This window comes from Polynucleobacter sp. 71A-WALBACH, assembly GCF_018882365.1.
Taxonomy (GTDB): Bacteria; Pseudomonadota; Gammaproteobacteria; order Burkholderiales; family Burkholderiaceae; genus Polynucleobacter.
The window spans coordinates 197,026-215,895 of the sequence record NZ_JACVOP010000003.1 but is presented as its reverse complement, the minus strand read 5'-3'; the positions used below and the strand labels follow the sequence as shown (position 1 = coordinate 215,895).

The 18,870-nt window shown below is 47.2% G+C and carries 14 protein-coding genes; 10 read left to right on the top strand and 4 right to left on the bottom strand.

Annotated features, from left to right (window positions below; genetic code table 11):
* Positions 1 to 28: 28 nt before the first annotated feature.
* Positions 29 to 1,393 (bottom strand): amino-acid N-acetyltransferase, encoded by a 1,365-nt coding sequence (gene argA, locus ICN42_RS10335; RefSeq protein WP_216254332.1) that lies wholly within the window; start codon positions 1,391 to 1,393, stop codon positions 29 to 31.
* Between the two features lie 65 nt (positions 1,394 to 1,458).
* On the opposite strand from argA, the gene hrpA reads away from it, so the two are divergent.
* From hrpA to xth, 10 genes are all read left to right on the top strand, one after another.
* Positions 1,459 to 5,493, top strand: a complete 4,035-nt coding sequence (hrpA, locus tag ICN42_RS10330) for an ATP-dependent RNA helicase HrpA (RefSeq protein WP_216254329.1) — start codon at positions 1,459 to 1,461, stop codon at positions 5,491 to 5,493.
* Positions 5,494 to 5,553: 60 nt separating this feature from the next.
* Entirely contained in the window at positions 5,554 to 6,582 is a 1,029-nt protein-coding gene (locus tag ICN42_RS10325) for a cytochrome D1 domain-containing protein (RefSeq protein WP_216254326.1), read from the top strand.
* An 8-nt stretch (positions 6,583 to 6,590) separates the two neighbouring features.
* Positions 6,591 to 7,361: a polysaccharide deacetylase family protein gene (locus tag ICN42_RS10320; protein ID WP_216254324.1), complete on the top strand. Its 771-nt coding sequence runs from the start codon at positions 6,591 to 6,593 to the stop codon at positions 7,359 to 7,361.
* A 15-nt stretch (positions 7,362 to 7,376) separates the two neighbouring features.
* Positions 7,377 to 8,354, top strand: a complete 978-nt coding sequence (locus ICN42_RS10315; protein WP_216254319.1) for a sterol desaturase family protein — start codon at positions 7,377 to 7,379, stop codon at positions 8,352 to 8,354.
* A gap of 43 nt (positions 8,355 to 8,397) precedes the next feature.
* On the top strand, positions 8,398 to 9,258 hold the full coding sequence (locus ICN42_RS10310; protein ID WP_255539356.1) for an EI24 domain-containing protein: 861 nt from the start codon (positions 8,398 to 8,400) through the stop codon (positions 9,256 to 9,258).
* Positions 9,251 to 10,114 carry a molybdopterin-binding protein gene (locus ICN42_RS10305; RefSeq protein ID WP_216254313.1) on the top strand — a complete coding sequence of 288 codons (864 nt, stop codon included), beginning with the start codon at positions 9,251 to 9,253 and terminating at the stop codon, positions 10,112 to 10,114. The genes ICN42_RS10310 and ICN42_RS10305 overlap by 8 nt, the downstream gene beginning before the upstream one ends.
* Before the next feature lie 197 nt (positions 10,115 to 10,311).
* On the top strand, positions 10,312 to 11,727 hold the full coding sequence (glnA, locus tag ICN42_RS10300; RefSeq protein ID WP_216254310.1) for a type I glutamate--ammonia ligase: 1,416 nt from the start codon (positions 10,312 to 10,314) through the stop codon (positions 11,725 to 11,727).
* Between the two features lie 26 nt (positions 11,728 to 11,753).
* Positions 11,754 to 12,875, top strand: a complete 1,122-nt coding sequence (gene glnL, locus ICN42_RS10295; RefSeq protein ID WP_370626032.1) for a nitrogen regulation protein NR(II) — start codon at positions 11,754 to 11,756, stop codon at positions 12,873 to 12,875.
* Positions 12,872 to 14,323: a nitrogen regulation protein NR(I) gene (gene ntrC / locus ICN42_RS10290; RefSeq protein ID WP_216254304.1), complete on the top strand. Its 1,452-nt coding sequence runs from the start codon at positions 12,872 to 12,874 to the stop codon at positions 14,321 to 14,323. Before glnL ends, ntrC begins: the two co-directional genes overlap by 4 nt.
* Positions 14,316 to 15,161 (top strand): exodeoxyribonuclease III, encoded by an 846-nt coding sequence (gene xth, locus ICN42_RS10285; protein ID WP_216254553.1) that lies wholly within the window; start codon positions 14,316 to 14,318, stop codon positions 15,159 to 15,161. Before ntrC ends, xth begins: the two co-directional genes overlap by 8 nt.
* On the opposite strand, the gene ICN42_RS10280 is transcribed toward xth, so the two are convergent.
* From ICN42_RS10280 to ICN42_RS10270, 3 genes are read right to left on the bottom strand one after another with little or no spacing between them, the layout of a single operon-like run.
* Complete coding sequence (locus ICN42_RS10280; protein ID WP_216254301.1) at positions 15,162 to 17,297, bottom strand: M3 family metallopeptidase; 2,136 nt, start codon at positions 17,295 to 17,297, stop codon at positions 15,162 to 15,164.
* A 57-nt stretch (positions 17,298 to 17,354) separates the two neighbouring features.
* Positions 17,355 to 18,215: a bifunctional methylenetetrahydrofolate dehydrogenase/methenyltetrahydrofolate cyclohydrolase FolD gene (gene folD, locus ICN42_RS10275; protein ID WP_216254298.1), complete on the bottom strand. Its 861-nt coding sequence runs from the start codon at positions 18,213 to 18,215 to the stop codon at positions 17,355 to 17,357.
* Between the two features lie 6 nt (positions 18,216 to 18,221).
* Positions 18,222 to 18,869, bottom strand: coding sequence for a response regulator transcription factor (locus ICN42_RS10270; RefSeq protein WP_216254295.1), 648 nt, complete (start codon positions 18,867 to 18,869; stop codon positions 18,222 to 18,224).
* Position 18,870: the final 1 nt, after the last annotated feature.

The following is an 18,870-nucleotide window of genomic DNA, read 5'->3' as shown; positions in this document are numbered from 1 at the left end:
ATGTAAAACAGGGGGCGTATATAAGCGTCTATAGATCTTTGGTAAGAACCATGGATTTACGATCCCAGTTGTAAATCTGCTTTCTTTCCTCTGGCAGATCATCTACCGAGGCGCGCTTAAAGCCACGCTTTAAAAACCAATGTTCTGTTCTGGTGGTTAAAACAAAAAGCTTCTTGATGCCTTCCCGTTTTGCCCGCATTTCCACCCGCTTGAGTAAACGCTCTCCATCTCCTGAGCCCTGAACGTCTGGGTCTACCGCCAAGCAAGCAAGTTCACCCACACCGTTAGGGAATGGGAAGAGGGCAGCGCATCCAAACAAGACGCGATCATGCTCTATAACGGAGAAGCGTTGAATATCGCGCTCGATCACGTCTTGACCGCGGGCGGCCAAAATACCCTCTTCTTCAAGGGGGCTAGTCAACTGCAGAATTCCACCAACGTCATCTTGGTTAGCTTCGCGTAGGTTCTCAATATCGGATGAAGCCAACATCATGCCAATACCATCATGGGTAAATAGCTCTTCTAAAAGGGCGCCATCTCGATTGCAAGGCAAGAAGTGTACGCGGCTCACACCAGCACGAATCGCTCTACCAGAAATATTAAGCAAACCCTTCATGCCTAAATCCAGTTCTGGATGTTGGGCAACATATTCTTGAAGTTGTGGCATTGACAGTTCGGTGATGTAATCATCTTCCTCATCTTTCAAACCAGCATAGGGGCTGAGAAAAATTAACTTATCGGCTTTAAGCGCTGCGGCAGTAGATGCGGCTACATCCTCAAAAGCGAGATTAAATGCCTGACCAGTGGGTGAGAAACCTAATGGTGAGAGCAATACAATTTTATTGCTATCGAGTGAAAGTCTAATCGAGGTCGAGTCCACCTTACGTACTAAGCCAGTATGGATGTAATCAATCCCTTCAACTACACCAACAGGCATGGCCGTAATAAAGTTGCCTGAGATCACAGAAATGCGTGAGCCCGCCATCGGCGTATTAGGCAATCCGCGACTAAATGCCGCTTCAATATCTAAGCGCAGTTCACCGGCAGCTTCTTTGACGCACTCCAAAGCGGCGGCATCGGTAATCCGATAGCTGTGCATGGCACTTTGGCCAAATTGGCTCTTAATATTACGAAGCGTCAGCTGCTCTTCAATTTGGGGGCGGATGCCATGAACCAAAACAATGCGCATACCCATGGCATGCAACATGGCGATATCTTCAATGAGATTTTCTAAGCCAATTTCTTGGGCTAGCTCACCAGCAAAGGCAATCACAAAGGTCTTCTCTCGGAAGCTATGGATATAGGGCGCAACGTCACGCAGCCATCCCACAAAAGGAAAGTTGGAGCTTGATTCTTCGGCGTTTGAGCCGGGGTTTGGTGCATTTGTTGGCATAGTGAGAAAATTATAGGGTGCAAGAGCCTATAAACCAACAAAAACCCAAAGCAAGCCCTGCGACTGTGCCTGCTTCCAACACCCCTCGACGGTTAGAAATTCGCTTTCCGGAGGAGTTGCCAGTTTCAGGTCAACGCCAGATCATCAAAGATGCTTTGAGCTCACACCAGGTGGTGATCGTCTGTGGCGAGACTGGTTCAGGCAAAACAACCCAATTACCTAAGATCTGTTTGGACCTCGGTAGAGGCACCATGAACGGCGGTCGGCTTATTGGACATACACAGCCTCGCCGTATCGCTGCGACAGCCACAGCGAAGCGCATAGCCCAGGAGCTAGGGACTCCAATCGGTCAAGACGTCGGGTATCAAGTCCGCTTCGCAGATAAGACCAGTCAGGGCGCCTCTATTAAGTTAATGACCGATGGCATCTTGTTGGCTGAAACCCAGCGAGATCCTCAGCTGCGCGCCTATGACACGCTCATCATTGATGAGGCGCATGAACGTAGCCTCAATATTGATTTTCTATTGGGCTACCTTCGTCAGTTGCTACCCAAGCGCCCAGACCTCAAGCTGATCATTACCTCAGCCACGATTGACGCTAAGCGTTTTTCTGACCATTTCACATTGAATGGCAAGCCTGCTCCTGTAATTGAGGTGAGTGGGCGACTTTTCCCGGTTGAGCAGCGGTATGAACCACTAGAGCCTGATGTCAAGCCAGATGGAAAAAAAGAATCTAAAGAGGCTAAGGAAATTCCGGATGCGGTAGCGGAGGCGATCGCCAGTGCATGGCGCGAGGGTGCTTCAGGCGCTGGAGATGTGTTGGTCTTCTTGCCCGGAGAACGAGAGATTCGGGATTGCGCTGAAGCTCTGAGAAAAGATCATGTACTCCAGCAACGCTTTCATCCTGAAATTTTGAGTCTATTTGCTCGTCAATCGGTTGCGGAACAGGAACGCGTTTTTAATCCCGGCAATGGACGACGCATCATTTTGACAACGAACGTTGCCGAGACTTCATTAACAGTGCCCAATATTCGCTATGTAGTCGATAGCGGTTTGGCACGCGTAAAGCGCTACTCCTATCGCAATAAAGTAGAGCAACTTCAGATCGAGCCCATATCTCAGGCCGCTGCTAACCAACGGGCGGGTCGTTGCGGTCGTGTATCAGACGGTATTTGTATTCGCTTGTATAGCGAGCAAGACTATTTAAATCGTCCTAAATTTACTGATCCTGAAATTCTGCGAAGCTCACTAGCAGCGGTGCTGCTTCGCATGACTTCCCTGCGTTTACCGAGAATTCAAGAATTCCCATTTATTGATAAGCCCCTAGGTCGAGCGATTGCCGATGGTGTGCAGTTGCTAGATGAGTTAGGCGCTATCGTCTATGACGAGGTCTCTGCTGGTGATAACAAAGATATTAATAACAGCTTCAAGCTCACCCCTACAGGCAAGCAATTAGCAGACCTGCCGCTGGATCCCCGAATTGGGCGCATGCTCTTGGCCGCTAAAGAGCAAAACGCCTTGCGTGAAGTCACCATCATTGCTTCCGCCTTAGCTACGCAAGATCCCCGTGATCGACCTATAGATCAGGCTGCCGCTGCTGATCAAGCCCACCTGCAGTTTGCGGATGAGCGTTCGGAGTTCTTGAGCTTCGTCAAATTATGGGATTGGTATCAAGATGCTTTGCAGCACAAGCACAGCAACCGCCAATTAGAGAACTTATGCCGAAGTAAATTTTTATCTCCAAGACGCTTACGTGAGTGGCGCGATGTTCACGGCCAACTCCATACGATGCTGGGTGAAAAGGGCTGGAAGGATAATCCATCAGCTGCTACTTATGAGCAAGTCCATCTCTCTTTATTAACGGGCCTCCTAGGTTATGTTGCCAAAAAAGAAGAGGATGAAAAATCTCAAGAGCGTGGCAGCAAGACTGGCGGTTATATCGGCGCACGGGGCATTCGTCCCTTTATTTGGCCAGGATCAACCATTGGTAAGAAGGCAGGCGCTTGGATTTTGGCTGGTGAACTATTAGAGACCAATCGGATGTATGCCCGCACGATTGCAAAGATCGAACCTCAGTGGGTCGAGAAGGTTGCCGGCCACCGTCTGATTAAATCCCTGAGCGATCCATTTTGGGATAGTCGTCAAGGTGAAGTGATGGCCTTTGAGCGCGGTACTTTATATGGCTTACCGATTTATCACGGGCGTCGAGTGCGTTATGAACCGCACAATCCAGAAGATGCGCGCGAGTTATTTATTAAGCAGGCTTTAGTCCAGGAAGAAATGTTTGGCCGCATGGATACTCCGGCATTGATTCGGGAGACTGAGGCTGACGCTAGAAAAAAATATCCTGGTAGTTTTGAATTCTTCTGGCATAACCGCAGACTGATTAAAGAGGTTGAGGCTTTAGAGCATCGCTCACGCCGTCCCGATGTCTTGGTGGATGATGATCTCTTATTTGCTTTTTACGATTCACGTATCCCTAAAGAGGTTCTCAGTAGAGAGGGCATGAGGACTTGGCTAAAGAAGGCATCTAAGAGCGAAGGCGCTAATGAAGAGTCGGCTGACGGTCTCCTACGTTTAGCTAAAGCGGATTTAATGCGCCACGAAGCTGCCGGTATTACGGTGGATCGCTACCCTAAAAAAATGATGGTGGGTGGAGGCGAACTCAGCTTGACTTACCACTTTGAACCGGGCAGCCCTAAAGATGGGGTGACTCTCGTAGTTCCCTTAACCCTGTTGAATCAGGTTGATGGTCGCCGTTGTGAATGGCTAGTTCCAGGCATGTGCGAGGAGAAGGTGCAGCTTTTACTTAAATCACTTCCTCAGAAATTGCGCCGACACTGCGTGCCATTGCCTGAGTATGCAAAATCATTTTTAGAGCGCATGCTGACGGAAAAGCAATTTGGGGTTGGTGACTTTCTGGATGCTTTGATTACTGATATTCGCAAAGAGCGTGGCTTAGAAATTAAACGCACCGATTTCAGGCCAGAATCTCTGCCGTTACATTCTTCTATGAATTTCCGCTTAGTGGATGAGCACGGTCGCCAGCTTGAGTTGGAGCGTAATTTAGCGCGATTGCGTGCTGAATATGGTGAAACTGCCCGAACAGCATTTCAGGCCATTGCGCAACAAGCAGTTCAAGAAGAGCTTGGCGCCGATATTCCAGCTAGCGCCTCAAATCCAGCATCCAAGACGAATCTAGGCGCCAGTGGATCTGGCATAAAAAATGTAGAGCAGGGTGGATATCGAACTTGGGATTTTGGTGAATTACCCGAAACTCTGGAGATTCAAAAAGGTAATCGCACTTTGTTTGGCTATCCCGCACTGGTGGATCGTACCGAATCCTGTGATCTTGAGGTGTTCGACGATTTGATGGAAGCTCGTAAACATCACTGGCAGGGATTACGTAGACTATTTTCCTTATCGAATAAAGACACACTCAAGGCGCTACAAAAACAACTACCTGGAATCCGAGAGCTCGGCTTACTCTTTATTAATGTGGGATCAGTCGATAGTTTGATTGAGCAAATTCTCAATCTTGCTTTAGAGCGAGCTTTTATGAATGACCCATTGCCAGCCAATGCAGAACAATTTGCGGAGCGCCTGCAAGCAGGAAAACCACGCTTGGCATTAATTGCCCAAGAGATTTCAAAGCATGCATTGGCAGCATTACAGGCTCATGCGGATCTGCAAAAAAAGCTGGCTCAAGCAAAGGCAGCCTCAGTGACTGCCTATGCGGATATTCAGAATCAGGTTCAGGGGTTGATATTTGAAAAGTTTGTTTCAAGCACGCCATATGGTCAGTTAGTCCATTTCCCTCGCTACCTTAAAGCAATTGCTATGCGCATTGATAAATTGAGAGCCAACCCCAGCCGAGATGCGCAGTGTCAAAAGGATTGGGAGTCTGTTGCTCGGCCCTGGCAAAAACTCGTTCAGGCTAGTCGTGGATCAGCTACTTACGACATGAGCGAAGACCAGGCCTTGGTGGATTTTCGCTGGCAGCTTGAAGAATTGCGGGTAGCCTTGTATGCCCAGGAGCTAAAGACCCCAACCCCAATGTCGTTAAAGCGCCTTGAAAAGGTCCTAGCCAGCTTGCGCTAAGTCAAATAGGCTACTAGTTAAGGGCCTACATCGGAGCATCAATTGCTTACAATGTCGGTTATGCACACTTATTTCAGTAAAGCCAAATTTGGCACTATTTCAGCTCTAGCTGCTTTTGCCTTAATCGGATCACAAACTACCGTTTTTGCTCAAACAGCGCCATCACCCAGTTCCGCAGCAGAACCAAAGCTGGCGATCGTCTTGAACTCTGGCGAGGCATCGGTGAGCTTGATTGATATGCCTAGCCGAAAAGTAATCAAAACTGTCCCAGTTGGTAAAGAGCCCCATCACTTAATGATGACGCCAGATCAAAAAACGCTACTGATTGCAAATGCAGCGGGTAATGATGTTGTGCTGATGAATCCCGTCAGCGGCGAGTTGACAGGCAAGATCCCAGAGATTATTGATCCATACCAAATTGGCTATTCGCCAAACCATAAGTGGTTTATCGCCAACGGCAATCGTTTGGATAGGGTGGATGTTTATCATGCGCAGGGCGCAGATCTTAAGCTAGCCAAATCCATCAAGTTAGGTAAGACACCAAGTCACGTGGCATTTACAGCAGATAGCAAAATTGCATTCATTACTTTGCAAGACTCCAATGAATTAGCGGCAATCGACTTAGATACACAGACGGTGATTTGGAAAATGCCTACAGGTAAAGTGCCTGCTGGTGTTTGGATGACTCCTGGTGACCAGAACCTGCTTGTAGGTATTACTGGCGAAGATAATGTCCAGGTAATCGATTGGAAGAATCGCAAAGAAGTAAAGCGGATCTTTACTGGGAAGGGTGCGCATAACTTCCGTCCATTGGGCGATAAGAAGCATGTGTTTGTAAGCAATCGGATTGCGTCAACCATCAGCTTGCTCAATATGCAAACCCTAGAAAAGGTTGGCGATATCACTGGCTTACCTGCAGGTCCAGACGATATGGAAATTACGCCCGATGGAAAAACCATGTGGGTTACATTCCGCTTCTCTAAAAAGGCTGGAGTGATTGATATTCCATCAATGAAGTTGGTAACGGTGATCCCTGTGGGTAAATCTCCGCATGGAGTTTTCTTTACACCACGCGCTGGTTGGGAATAATTCAGATAATGCAATTGACAGCATCGCTTGCAAAATTAGCTGTACTGATTGTTGTGGCGATATCTTCATCGTCAGTTTTTGCTGAAGAGGCCAATTGCAAGAAAACGGTTTATCTCACTTTCGATACTGGCAATATGTCTGTAGCTCAGACTGTTGCTGATATTTTGAATCGTCAAAAGATCAAAGCCACATTTTTTCTGGCAAATGAAAAAACAAGCCGAGGCGATTTTTCTTTGGATGACTCTTGGAGGTACTATTGGCAGGATCGCGTACGCGAAGGACATCATTTTGGTAGCCATATCTATGATCATGTTTACTTTGTCAAAGATGGCCCAAGTGGAGAAATTTTTGTAAAGCCGCAATTTGGGCCAAAGGCAGGGGTGACTACCCTCTACAACGAGGCGGCCTATTGTCGAGAAATCAGACGTGTCGAAGATCGCTTTAAAGAGCTAACCGCAACCAACATACAAAAAATTTGGCGTGCTCCAGGCGGAAAAACCTCTCCCCGCTCCATCAAGATGGGAAGTCAGTGCGGCTATCAACACTTTGGCTGGAGTCCAGCAGGATTTTTGGGTGATGAGCTAAGCTCCCGGAGTCACCCCAATCAAATGCTGTTAGATAAGGCGAGTAGCCAGATTCAGGACGGCGACATCACCATGGCCCATCTGGGGATTTGGTCGCGTAAGGAGCCTTGGGCTCCCGCCGTTTTAGAGCAGCTCATTATCAATTTGAAGGGGCGTGGCTTTTGTTTTGCCACTCTGCCAAAACAGGATAAATAAGTCACAATTAGAAGCATGGATTCCAATCCCTTTTTAGCCACTATCGCCTCCGCCTACGCCAGCGTTCAAGAATTCTTGTTCGCCAATGTGGCGGGTCCGATTTTGTACCAATTCGATCTCATGTCGATGGCAGAGGATGTTTTTGATGGTATCGATTGGTTTTTATTTGGTTGTATTCAGATCCTATTGATTGCTGTCATTTTGCGTACCTGGGAAAGATTTGCTCCAGCAGAGATTCAGGAGCGATTTGCTAAAACATCTAAGGCAGATATTGTCTATACCTTGTTTCATCGCCTAGGCATCTTTCACGGTTTGATCTTTCTCGCCTTATCGGGATTTTTCTTCCAGATTGACTCGGTCTTGCATGACTTTCGCTTTAACCGGCTGAATGTTGAATCTTGGTGGCCATCGGTGACTTCCATTCCGCTCGTGAGTTTTTGTATTTATTTCATACTCTTAGATTTTGTAGAGTACGTATATCACCGTGCATCACACACCTTTAATTGGTGGTGGCAGCTACATGCTCTGCACCACAGTCAAACTGTTATGACTGCCTGGTCTGATGATCGTAACCATATTTTGGATAGCATCATGCATGCGGTGGTATTTGCATTCTTCGCGCTACTTTTTGGTGTCTCGCCAGGTCAATTTATTTTGCTGGTGGTCTTTAGTCAATTCATTCAAAGTTGGCAACACGCCAATCTGAAGATCCATCTTGGCGCTTTTAAGTACCTATTGGTATCGCCGATGTATCACCGGATGCATCATGCGGTAGGTTATGGTCATGAAGCCAAAGGTAAACCAGGTGTTTTAGGCGGATGTAATTTTGGGGTCTTATTTCCGTGGTGGGACATGCTATTTAATACTGCGATTTTCCCAAAGGATGTTCATCCTACTGGCGTTAGGGATTTGGCTGTTTCAACCAATGTATTGCAGCAGCAGTGGCAGGGCCTCGTTCACTCAGCTCGTGAAATTCTTCCCAAGACAAAATAAAAACTAGCAGTTCACTTAGTGGCAATGGAAAACTATGGATAGCATGCAGCAAGTATTTAAGTCTTTTGGCTTAGCTTTAGTCGGCACGATGCATCCCAAAATGATGTGGTTGAGTTTTCGTCCCTTTTTGATTGTCTCGGTTTTGTGGGGCTGCTTAATTTGGTTAACGTGGACGCCAGCGTTAGAGATGCTCAGTATCTTCCTGACTACATCCATCTTTACCAGCTGGATACAGGATGGCTTGATTTGGGCCGGCTTTGAAAATGCCCGCGCCTGGATCGCGCCACTCTTTTTTGTAATGCTATTGATTCCATTGATCTCGATCAGTTTATTGGTATTCATCGCCTTTACAACAGTGCCGGCGATCGTAAAAGTGGTTACACGACAGCACGCTTACAAAGATCTTGAGCGAAAAAAGGGCGGTAGTTTTTTTGGTAGCTTCGTCTATACGATTTGGTCGGCCCTAATCTGTTTAGCCTTGGTGATGTTGACTTTGCCAGTATGGTGGATACCACCATTGGTAGCGGTCCTGCCGCCATTGCTTTGGGGTTGGTTAACGATGCGTTTGATGTCTTATGACGTCCTGGCGCAGCACGCTACCTCAGAAGAGCGCGATACGCTTTTGCATCAACATCGTTGGCCGCTATTATCCATGGGCATTGTTTCGGGCATGCTGGGGGCTGTACCCACGTTCTTCTGGGCAACTTCGGCTTTAGCCCTCGTCTTATTTCCTATTGTGAGTTTTGTTGCCCTTTGGATTTACTCTTTAATCTTTGTATTTGCGGCGCTGTGGTTTACACATTATTTGCTAGAGGCGTTAAAAGAGTTGCGCAGAAACGAGTTAGATCAGTCTCTAAATATTGAGGCGCGTGTAATTGATATGGAGCTCCCGTACCATGGTTGATGCAGTAAAAGAAGTTTCTATTGATGCGCCCGAAGTCAAGGCACGCCGTTTTGGTTTGATTGTGATTGGCGATGAAATTCTATCTGGTCGACGTCAAGATAAGCACCTGAGCAAATTAATTGAGCTATTGAATGATCGGGGTCTAAGTCTATCTTGGGCTAAATATGTAGCGGATGATCCTGCGCAAATTACGGCAACTCTAAAAGACAGCTTTGCGAGTGGTGATGTCGTTTTTAGTACTGGTGGCATTGGTGCCACTCCTGACGACCATACAAGACAGTGCGCGGCTTTAGCCCTGGGTACCAAAACTGAATTGCATCCAACTGCACAAGAATTGATTGCTGGGCGTATTCAGTCGATGGCTGAGGGTGATCCGATTAAAGCAGACCTGAATACTCCTGAAAATCAACATCGCTTCAAGATGGGTGAATTTCCTCTTGGCAGCGACATTATTCCGAACCCCTATAACCAGATCCCAGGCTTTTCTGTTCTGGAGCATTACTTTGTCCCAGGTTTTCCAGTGATGGCTGCGCCGATGATGGCCTGGTGTCTTGATACGCATTATCAAAACCTATTTCATCGTGAAAACTGGGCTGAGCAGAGTTTCATTGTTCCTAAGGGTATTGAGTCGACCTTAACGCCATTAATGGAGCGTATAGAGGCGAATTTCCCTGGGGTGAAGGTCTTTAGCCTTCCATCAGTTGGCGACCCTTCTAAGGGCGGTGTTTACGCTGAACGTCACATAGAGCTGGGTATTAAGGGCAATGCAAATCTATTGGAAAGTGCTTGGATTGCGCTACGTACTGGTACCGAGGCCTTGGGTTATGAAATTCACGATATTGCTAGACCAGAATAAGCACTAATATGGTGCAAAAATAGTATTTTTAAGGGTTTTGAGGGGTATTTCAGCACTTAATTAGTGCAATAATGACTGTTCCCGTTTGTTTGCTTCAGTAAATTAGATACATCCCAAGGGCATATTTGATGCCTGGAATGAACAAGGGTGTACACCTTAGGTTTGTATTCCGAATTTAGTTAATAGAGGAGATTTGCATGACGAAGACCGTCGCTGATGTGATGAAGTTGGTTAAAGAGAAAGAATGTACTTTCGTTGATTTCCGCTTTGTGGATACAAAGGGTAAAGAGCAGCACACAACAGTACCTATTTCCCATTTTGACGAAGACAAATTTGAGAGCGGTCATGCGTTTGACGGTTCCTCTATTGCTGGCTGGAAAGGTATTGAAGCTTCTGACATGTTGTTGATGCCAGATCCAACAGCTTGCTACATCGACCCATTCTATGAAGAGCCAACATTGGTGATCACATGTGATGTGATCGAGCCTTCAGATGGTAAAGGTTATGACCGTGACCCACGCTCTATTGCTAAGCGTGCTGAGTCTTATTTGAAAAGCACTGGCTTAGGCGATACAGCCTATTTTGGTCCAGAGCCAGAGTTCTTTATTTTTGACGGTGTCCGTTGGGGTGCCGATATGCAGGGTTGTTTCGTTAAGGTGGATTCTGAAGAGGCTCCATGGTCTTCAGCTGCTGAAATCGAAGGTGGTAATCCTGGTCACCGTCCAGGTAAAAAAGGCGGGTACTTCCCAGTTGCTCCAGTCGATACATTCCACGACATGCGTTCTGAAATGTGTTTGATTCTCGAATCCCTAGGTATTCCTGTCGAAGTGCATCACCATGAAGTTGCTGGCCAAGGTCAAAACGAATTGGGTACAAGATTTAGCACATTGGTAGAGCGCGCTGACTGGACTATCTGGCAGAAGTACGTTATTCAAAACGTAGCTCACGCTTACGGCAAGACAGCGACATTCATGCCTAAGCCTATCGTTGGCGACAACGGCTCTGGTATGCACGTTCACCAATCTATTTGGAAAAACGGCGAGAACTTGTTTGCTGGTAACGGCTACGCTGGTTTGTCAGAGTTCGCATTGTTCTACATCGGCGGCATCATCAAGCACGCTAAAGCATTGAATGCGATTACTAACCCAGGCACAAACTCATACAAGCGTTTGGTCCCAGGTTTTGAGGCTCCGGTGAAGTTGGCTTACTCTGCACGTAACCGTTCTGCTTCGATTCGTATTCCACACGTTTCTAGTCCTAAGGGTCGTCGTATCGAAACTCGCTTCCCTGATCCATTGGCCAATCCATACCTCTGCTTCGCTGCTTTGATGATGGCAGGTTTAGATGGTGTTCAGAATAAGATTCACCCAGGTGAAGCTGCTGACAAGAATTTGTATGACTTGCCACCAGAAGAAGATGCAAAGATCCCAACCGTTTGTGCAAGCTTGGAAGAGGCATTAGAAGCTTTGAACAAAGACCGTGAGTTCTTGACTCGTGGCGGTGTCTTTACTGACTCTATGATCGACGCATATATCGCTTTGAAGATGGAAGATGTCACACGTTTCCGTATGACGACTCATCCGATCGAATTCGATATGTACTACTCCCTGTAAGCGAAGGAGACATGTTGAGCGCAGGTCTGTTGCGCAATTCGTTCAAAGGGGCAGCTTCGGCTGCTCCTTTTTTTCCGACATTGCTTGATCAGATGCCTAATGCCATCGTGGTATTTGAGGCTGAGACCCAACAATTGGTTTATGTGAACCCCGCTGCAGAGTCTGCGCTGGATCTTTCACGAAAATCACTTGAGGGTCAGTCTGTGCGCGACCTATTTGGGTCTAGTGAATCCTTAAATCACATGATTGAAGAGGTAAAGGCAGGGCACTTCCCTGCTCAACGCCAAGAGATGGTCTTGCATTCTTTGCCAGGTAGCATTCATCAGGAGTCGATTCCTGCACACGTGGTGGTCGCGAGTCTTGAAGACCCAACCCTCATCATGATGGAATGGTTCCCGATTGATCAGCAGTTACGAAGTGAGCGCGATGAGCGTGTAACTCAGCAAGTAGAAGCAAATAAACAGCTAATGCGTAACTTAGCGCATGAAATTAAAAATCCTTTGGGTGGTATTCGGGGCGCAGCTCAACTGCTGGAGTTTGAACTTCCAGAGAAAGGCTTACGTGAATACACTCAGGTCATTATCAAAGAATCGGATCGACTGCAGAACTTAGTTGATAGATTATTAGCGCCACATCGTAAAGCGCACGCCATGGAATCGTTTAATGTCCATGAGGCCTTAGAGCGTGTTCGCAGTTTGGTCTTGGCAGAGTTTCCGAAAGGCTTGCGGATTATCCGTAACTACGACACCAGTCTTCCCGAGGTTTTGGGTGATAGGGAGCAGTTGATTCAAGCGGTCTTGAATATCGCCCACAATGCCGCTCAAGCTCTTTCAGAAGAAATACACCAAGGCATTGCTCAAATTGAATTGAAGACGAGGGTAGCCCGCTCGGTCACCATCTCTCGGCAGCGTTACAAGATGGCGATGGATTTACACGTGATTGATAACGGCCCAGGTATTCCGGAAGATATACGTGAGCGCATTTTCTTTCCATTAGTTTCAGGCAGAGATGGGGGCAGCGGTCTTGGCCTCACCTTAGCTCAAACTTTTGTGCAGCAGCATCAAGGTTTTATCGCTTGTGACAGCCGTCCTGGGCGAACCGATTTCCATATTCAAATTCCTTACCGTAGGCAGGAGAAAGCATTATGAAACCCGTATGGATCGTGGACGATGATCAATCTATTCGTTGGGTGCTTGAGAAAGCGCTTACTCGCGAGAATATTCCTCATAAGAGTTTTTCTAATCCCAATGACGTGCTCAATGCACTGGAGAAGGATGCTCCGCAAGTGTTGATTTCTGATATTCGGATGCCGCGCGGTAATGGATTGGATCTTTTGCAAAACGTAAAAGAAACTCATCCACTTTTGCCAGTCATCATCATGACTGCGTACTCTGATTTAGATTCAGCTGTTTCGTCTTTTCAGGGTGGTGCTTTTGAGTACCTCACCAAGCCATTTGATATCGACAAGGCTATCGAGTTAATTCGTCGCGCAATGGAGCAGAGTGAGCGCAACCAATCCGGCAATAAAGAGATGAATGGTTGGAGACAAGATTCAACCGAGATCATCGGTCAAGCTCCAGCAATGCAAGAAGTCTTTAGGGCTATTGGACGCTTGGCCCAGTCTCACTCAACAGTCTTAATTACTGGCGAATCTGGCACGGGTAAAGAGCTGGTGGCACAAGCGTTGCATAAGCATAGTCCTCGCGCTAAAGGCCCCTTTATGGCCTTCAGTACCGCTGCAGTTCCTAAGGATTTATTAGAATCAGAATTATTTGGTCATGAGCGCGGTGCATTTCCTGGAGCCTTGACTTTACGTCGTGGGCGTTTTGAGCAGGCAGATGGCGGCACTTTATTTTTAGATGAAATCGGCGATATCCCATTTGATCTTCAGACCAGGCTATTACGCGCCTTAACCGATGGCCATTTCTATCGCGTTGGCGGTCAGGATCCAATTAAGGCGAACGTACGCATTATTGCTTCGACCCACCAAAATTTAGAGGCTCGAGTTGCCGCGGGAGCTTTCCGTGAAGATTTATTGCATCGCTTAAATGTGATTCGTTTGCGGATGCCGCCAGTGCGTGAACGCGCCGAAGATATCCCGGTACTAGCTCGGCATTTCATGTTGTCTTGTGCAAAGTCTTTGGGAGTCGAGCCTAAAAAACTATCCGATGATGTCTTAAAGGAAATTAGCGGCATGCCTTTTCCTGGTAACGTGCGCCAACTTGAAAATCTTTGTCACTGGTTAACAGTGATGACTCCTTCGAACGTGATTGGGGTAAGTGATTTGCCTGCCGATATTTTGGCCGAGGCAGGAGAGCATCCAGTCTTATTACAAGGTGAATCCAATCCTTCGGCTCAAGTTCCAGCTAGGGGTGCTTCCGTGGATTGGGAGAGCGGTTTAGGGCGCTTAGCAGTCAAGATGCTGCAAGATGGTGACGCTGAGGTGTATGACGTTCTATGCTCTAAGTTTGAAAAAGCAGTACTGCAAGCTGCATTAGAGGTTACTCGCGGAAGACGCGTTGAAGCGGCGCAGCGTCTTGGCATTGGTCGAAACACGATTACTCGTAAATTGCAGGAGCTCGGTATTGATGGTTGAGTCGGTAAGGATAGCTGCCTGGAATGTGAATTCTCTCAAGGTACGCTTACCCCATGCCCTGAAATGGCTGCAGGATCAAGAGCGGGCAAATAAGCCTATTGATGCGCTTTGTCTTCAGGAGCTCAAGATCACAGATGATAAATACCCGCATAAAGAGCTTGAGGAAGCGGGATATATCAGTATTGCTGCTGGTCAAAAGACTTATAACGGTGTCGCCATCATTGTGCGTCGCGCTGCCTTAGCCCCAATTGCAACAGATTATGAAACCACTTTTCTAAAGCCGATTAGAAATATTCCTGGCACTACAGATGAACAGCAGCGCATCTTGGCGGCCACGATCTGCTTTAAAGGAATGCAACCCATTCGTCTGGTATCGGCTTACTTCCCCAATGGCCAGTCTCCTGATAGCGACAAGTTTATTTATAAATTGGGATGGCTCAAAGCCCTGGAAAATTGGTTAAAAGAAGAGCTGGCCCAAAATAGTCGTTTAGCTCTTTTAGGTGATTTCAATATCGCACCGAGTGATGAAGATGTCCATGATCCTGCCAAGTGGATTGGTCAGAATCTGGTGTCGCCACCAGAGAGAGCAGCATTTCAGCAGCTATTAAATTTAGGATTGACAGATTCTTATCGAATGTTCGAACAGGCGCCTAAATCGTTTAGCTGGTGGGACTACCGAATGATGGGCTTTAGACGTAATGCTGGAATGCGAATTGATCACATCCTACTAAGCGCTGCACTCAAAGAAAAATGCAGTGCGAGTCTGATCGATAAAGAGCCTCGTACTTGGGAGCAGCCTTCGGATCACGCCCCCGTGATTGCGGAAATTAAAGCCTAACTAGGCTGGAGCACTTAAACCACCATGACGTAGCAATGCGTCTACGTTTGGTTCCCTGCCTCTAAATGCCCTAAAGGATTCCGCAGCAGGGCGGCTGCCTCCAACTTCTAAAATTTCTGTGCGATAGCGCTTTCCAGTTTCCGCATCTAAAACACTACCAGTCAACTTTGCCGCCTCTTCAAAAGCAGCATAGGCATCTGCAGATAGAACCTCTGCCCACTTGTAACTGTAGTATCCAGCCGCATACCCGCCAGCGAAGATATGGCTAAAGGTATTAATCCAGCGAGAGATCTCCGGTTGCGGGATCACATTAAATTCTGCGGCGATTTCTCGAGATACATTGAGCACTGCTTGGCCCTGAGCGGATTTTGCATCAAAGCGTGAATGCAATCTCCAGTCCGTTAAAGACATCACAATTTGACGTAAGGTCATTAGGCCATTTTGGAAGTTTTTTGCAGCTAGCATCTTTTCAAAGAGCTCACGGGGTAACGGCTTGCCTGTTTCCGCATGGGCTGTCATTTTTTCAAGCACTTCCCATTCCCAGCAGAAGTTTTCCATGAATTGACTCGGCAATTCCACGGCATCCCACTCGACGCCGTTAATGCCAGAGACACCTAAGGCGGTAACTTGGGTTAAGAGGTGATGCAAGCCATGTCCGCTCTCATGAAAGAGCGTAATCACATCATCATGGGTGATGGTGGGTTGGCGTAACTCACCATCCACTGTGACAGGGGGAGCAAAGTTACATACTAGATAAGCAACTGGTATTTGAATTTCTCCATTAGGCAGTTCGCGACGACCTCGCGCATCATCCATCCAGGCTCCACCACGTTTCCCAGGGCGGGCATAAGGGTCTAAATAGAAGTAGGCCAGGACATGTCCCGCGGCATTGCTGACGGAGAAAGATTGCACATCCTGATGCCAGGTTGGTAAGTCTGCTTTCTTAATCTGCACTTCGAAAAGAGTTTGAATCACGCCAAATAATCCCTCCAATACTTTTGGAAGCGGGAAATATTGCTTGAGCTCATTTTCAGAAAAGGCGTAACGTGCCTGCTTTAAGCGTTCCGCAGCAAATGCAGTGTCCCAAGGCTGAATTCCATCAGCAATTCCAAGTTCAGTTTTAGCAAACTCACCAAGTTCATCCCAGTCACGCTGTGCAAAGGGTTTTGACTTGCGGGCGAAATCAGTTAGAAAGAGATCAACTTCTTCGACGCTACTAGCCATCTTGGGGGTGATACTTAAAGCGGCATAATTAGCCAGTCCAAGCATATGGGCTTCTTCATCTCGTAAACGAAGTTGCTCAAGCATGTTTTGTGTATTGTCCCAATCGAGCTTGCCTTTGGCGTATTGTGGCGCTAGTTCTGAAGCTCGGGTCACATAGGCCTCATACATGAGACGACGCAGTGACCGATTTTCTGCATACTGCATGACTGGATAGTAGGACGGAAAGTGTAATGAAAATGCCCATCCTTGAAGATTCTTCTGCCTAGCCAGATCGGACGCTGCAGCGATAGCATCTTCTGGCAATCCTGTTAGCTCGGTCAGATCGTGAACTACATGAATGAATCCATCTGTTGCATCTAATACATGATCTGAAAATGCTTTACCTAATAGCGCTTGTTCATCTTGAATTGCTGCGAAGCGGGGCTTTTGTGAATCGGGAAGCTCTGCGCCACCCAGGCGAAAATCTCTTAATGAGTTTTCAATGACCTTTTTTTGTGCGGTAGATAGCTTTGCAAAACCAGCGCTCTGATTAAGAGCTTTGAATTTTTGGTACAGCGCTAAATTTTGACCTAAGCTAGAGAAGAATGCAGTGACCTTGGGCATCATCTCGCCATAGGCTGCTCGAAGTTCTGGGGTATCTGCAACACTATTGAGGTGGGGGATGACCCCCCAAGATCTACCTAAAGATTCAGTAGCATCCTCGAGAGATTCCACTAGGTCATTCCATTTTGCAGGAGTAGTTGGGTCAACCGCATGATCTACAGCATGTTGAGCTTGTTCTAGTAGAAAATCAATTGCAGGCGCAATGTCAGAAGGCTTTACTTCGGAGTAGTCGCAAATGCCTCTTCCGAAAGAGATTAGTGGATTCTTTTGGAGTTCAGTAGAAGGCTTTGGGAATGTTGATGTAGTCATCCCTATAGCTTAATGGACGGAGGAAAATTTTGCCAACTAGGCGGATTTGTAAAGCGATTAGTTGGATGGTTTAGCTGCTTTTTCAGCTGCCTCTAGGGTATTCATCAGGAGCATCGTGATAGTCATCGGCCCTACGCCTCCTGGTACGGGAGTAATCCAACCAGCAACGTATTGGGCAGCATCAAAATCCACATCGCCACACAGCTTACCATCAGGCATACGATTAATACCCACGTCAATGACAACGGCACCATGCTTCACCATGTCACCAGTAATCATTTTGGGTTTACCGGTGGCAACTACCAAAATATCGGCATCTTTAGTGTGATGCGCTAAGTCACGCGTTTTGCTATTGCAAATAGTGACAGTAGCCCCCGCTTGAAGCAAGAGCATCGCCATTGGCTTGCCAACAATATTAGAGGCCCCAACGATCACTGCACGCGCACCACGAATGGGGTATTCAATACTCTCGAGGATCTTCATGCAGCCATAGGGTGTGCAGGGCTTGAATTCGGGTTGACCAACCATTAAGGCGCCTGCATTGGCTACGTGAAAACCATCGACATCTTTTTCTGGTGCAATTGCTTCTAATACACGCTCAGCTGCAATATGTTCTGGAAGAGGGAGTTGAACTAAGATGCCGTGGATCGAAGGATCAGCATTGAGTGTCGCAATGCGAGCAAGTAATTCTTCTTCACCCAAATCCACTGAGTAGCGCTCAAGCACAGAATGAAAGCCCACATCTTCACAGGCCTTCACTTTATTTCTGACATAAACCTGGCTAGCAGGATTCTCGCCAACAACAATCACCGCTAAACCAGGCCTCACACCTTTGGCGGTAACTATTGCGCCACGCGCGGCAATTTCAGTGCGTATTTTTTTAGATAGGGCGACGCCGTCGAGTAGCTGTGCAGGCATGAGAAATTAATTAGGTTGTGGATCTGATAGCGCTAAGCGAAGGAGGTCTGCAACGGTATTGACGTTCAGCTTTTCCATGATGTTGGCGCGGTGAGCCTCTACAGTTTTAATGGAGATACCTAGATCATCCGCAATTTGTTTGTTTAGGCGACCAGCAACAATACGCTCAAGCACTTGACGCTCACGACCAGTCAGTTTGCTTAAGAGACTCTGAGTAATCTTGCGTTGACTTGCTTGTGAGTAATCAATGCGCGCTTTTGCAAGCATGCGATCGACTAAACCACAGAGATCATTTTCTTTAAAAGGCTTTTCAATGAAATCCACTGCGCCACGTTTCATTGTAGAAACTGCCATAGAGACATCGCCGTGACCAGTAATGAAGGCAACTGGCATTGGCAGGTTTTCACTGATCAAGCGTTCTTGTAATTCGAGACCTGACATGCCTGACATGCGGACGTCGAGGATGGCGCAAGAGATGGTTGATTTATCTGTGCTTTGCAGGGATTGCAAAAAGCGTTCCGCACTAGCGTGGCAACGAACGACATAGCCATTACTTTCGAGAAGCCAGGTGAGGGAGTCGCGAACCGCCTCATCATCATCGACTACATAAACCACTTCGGCTTGGTTGGGTTTGCTAGCGGTGCTGACGTTCATA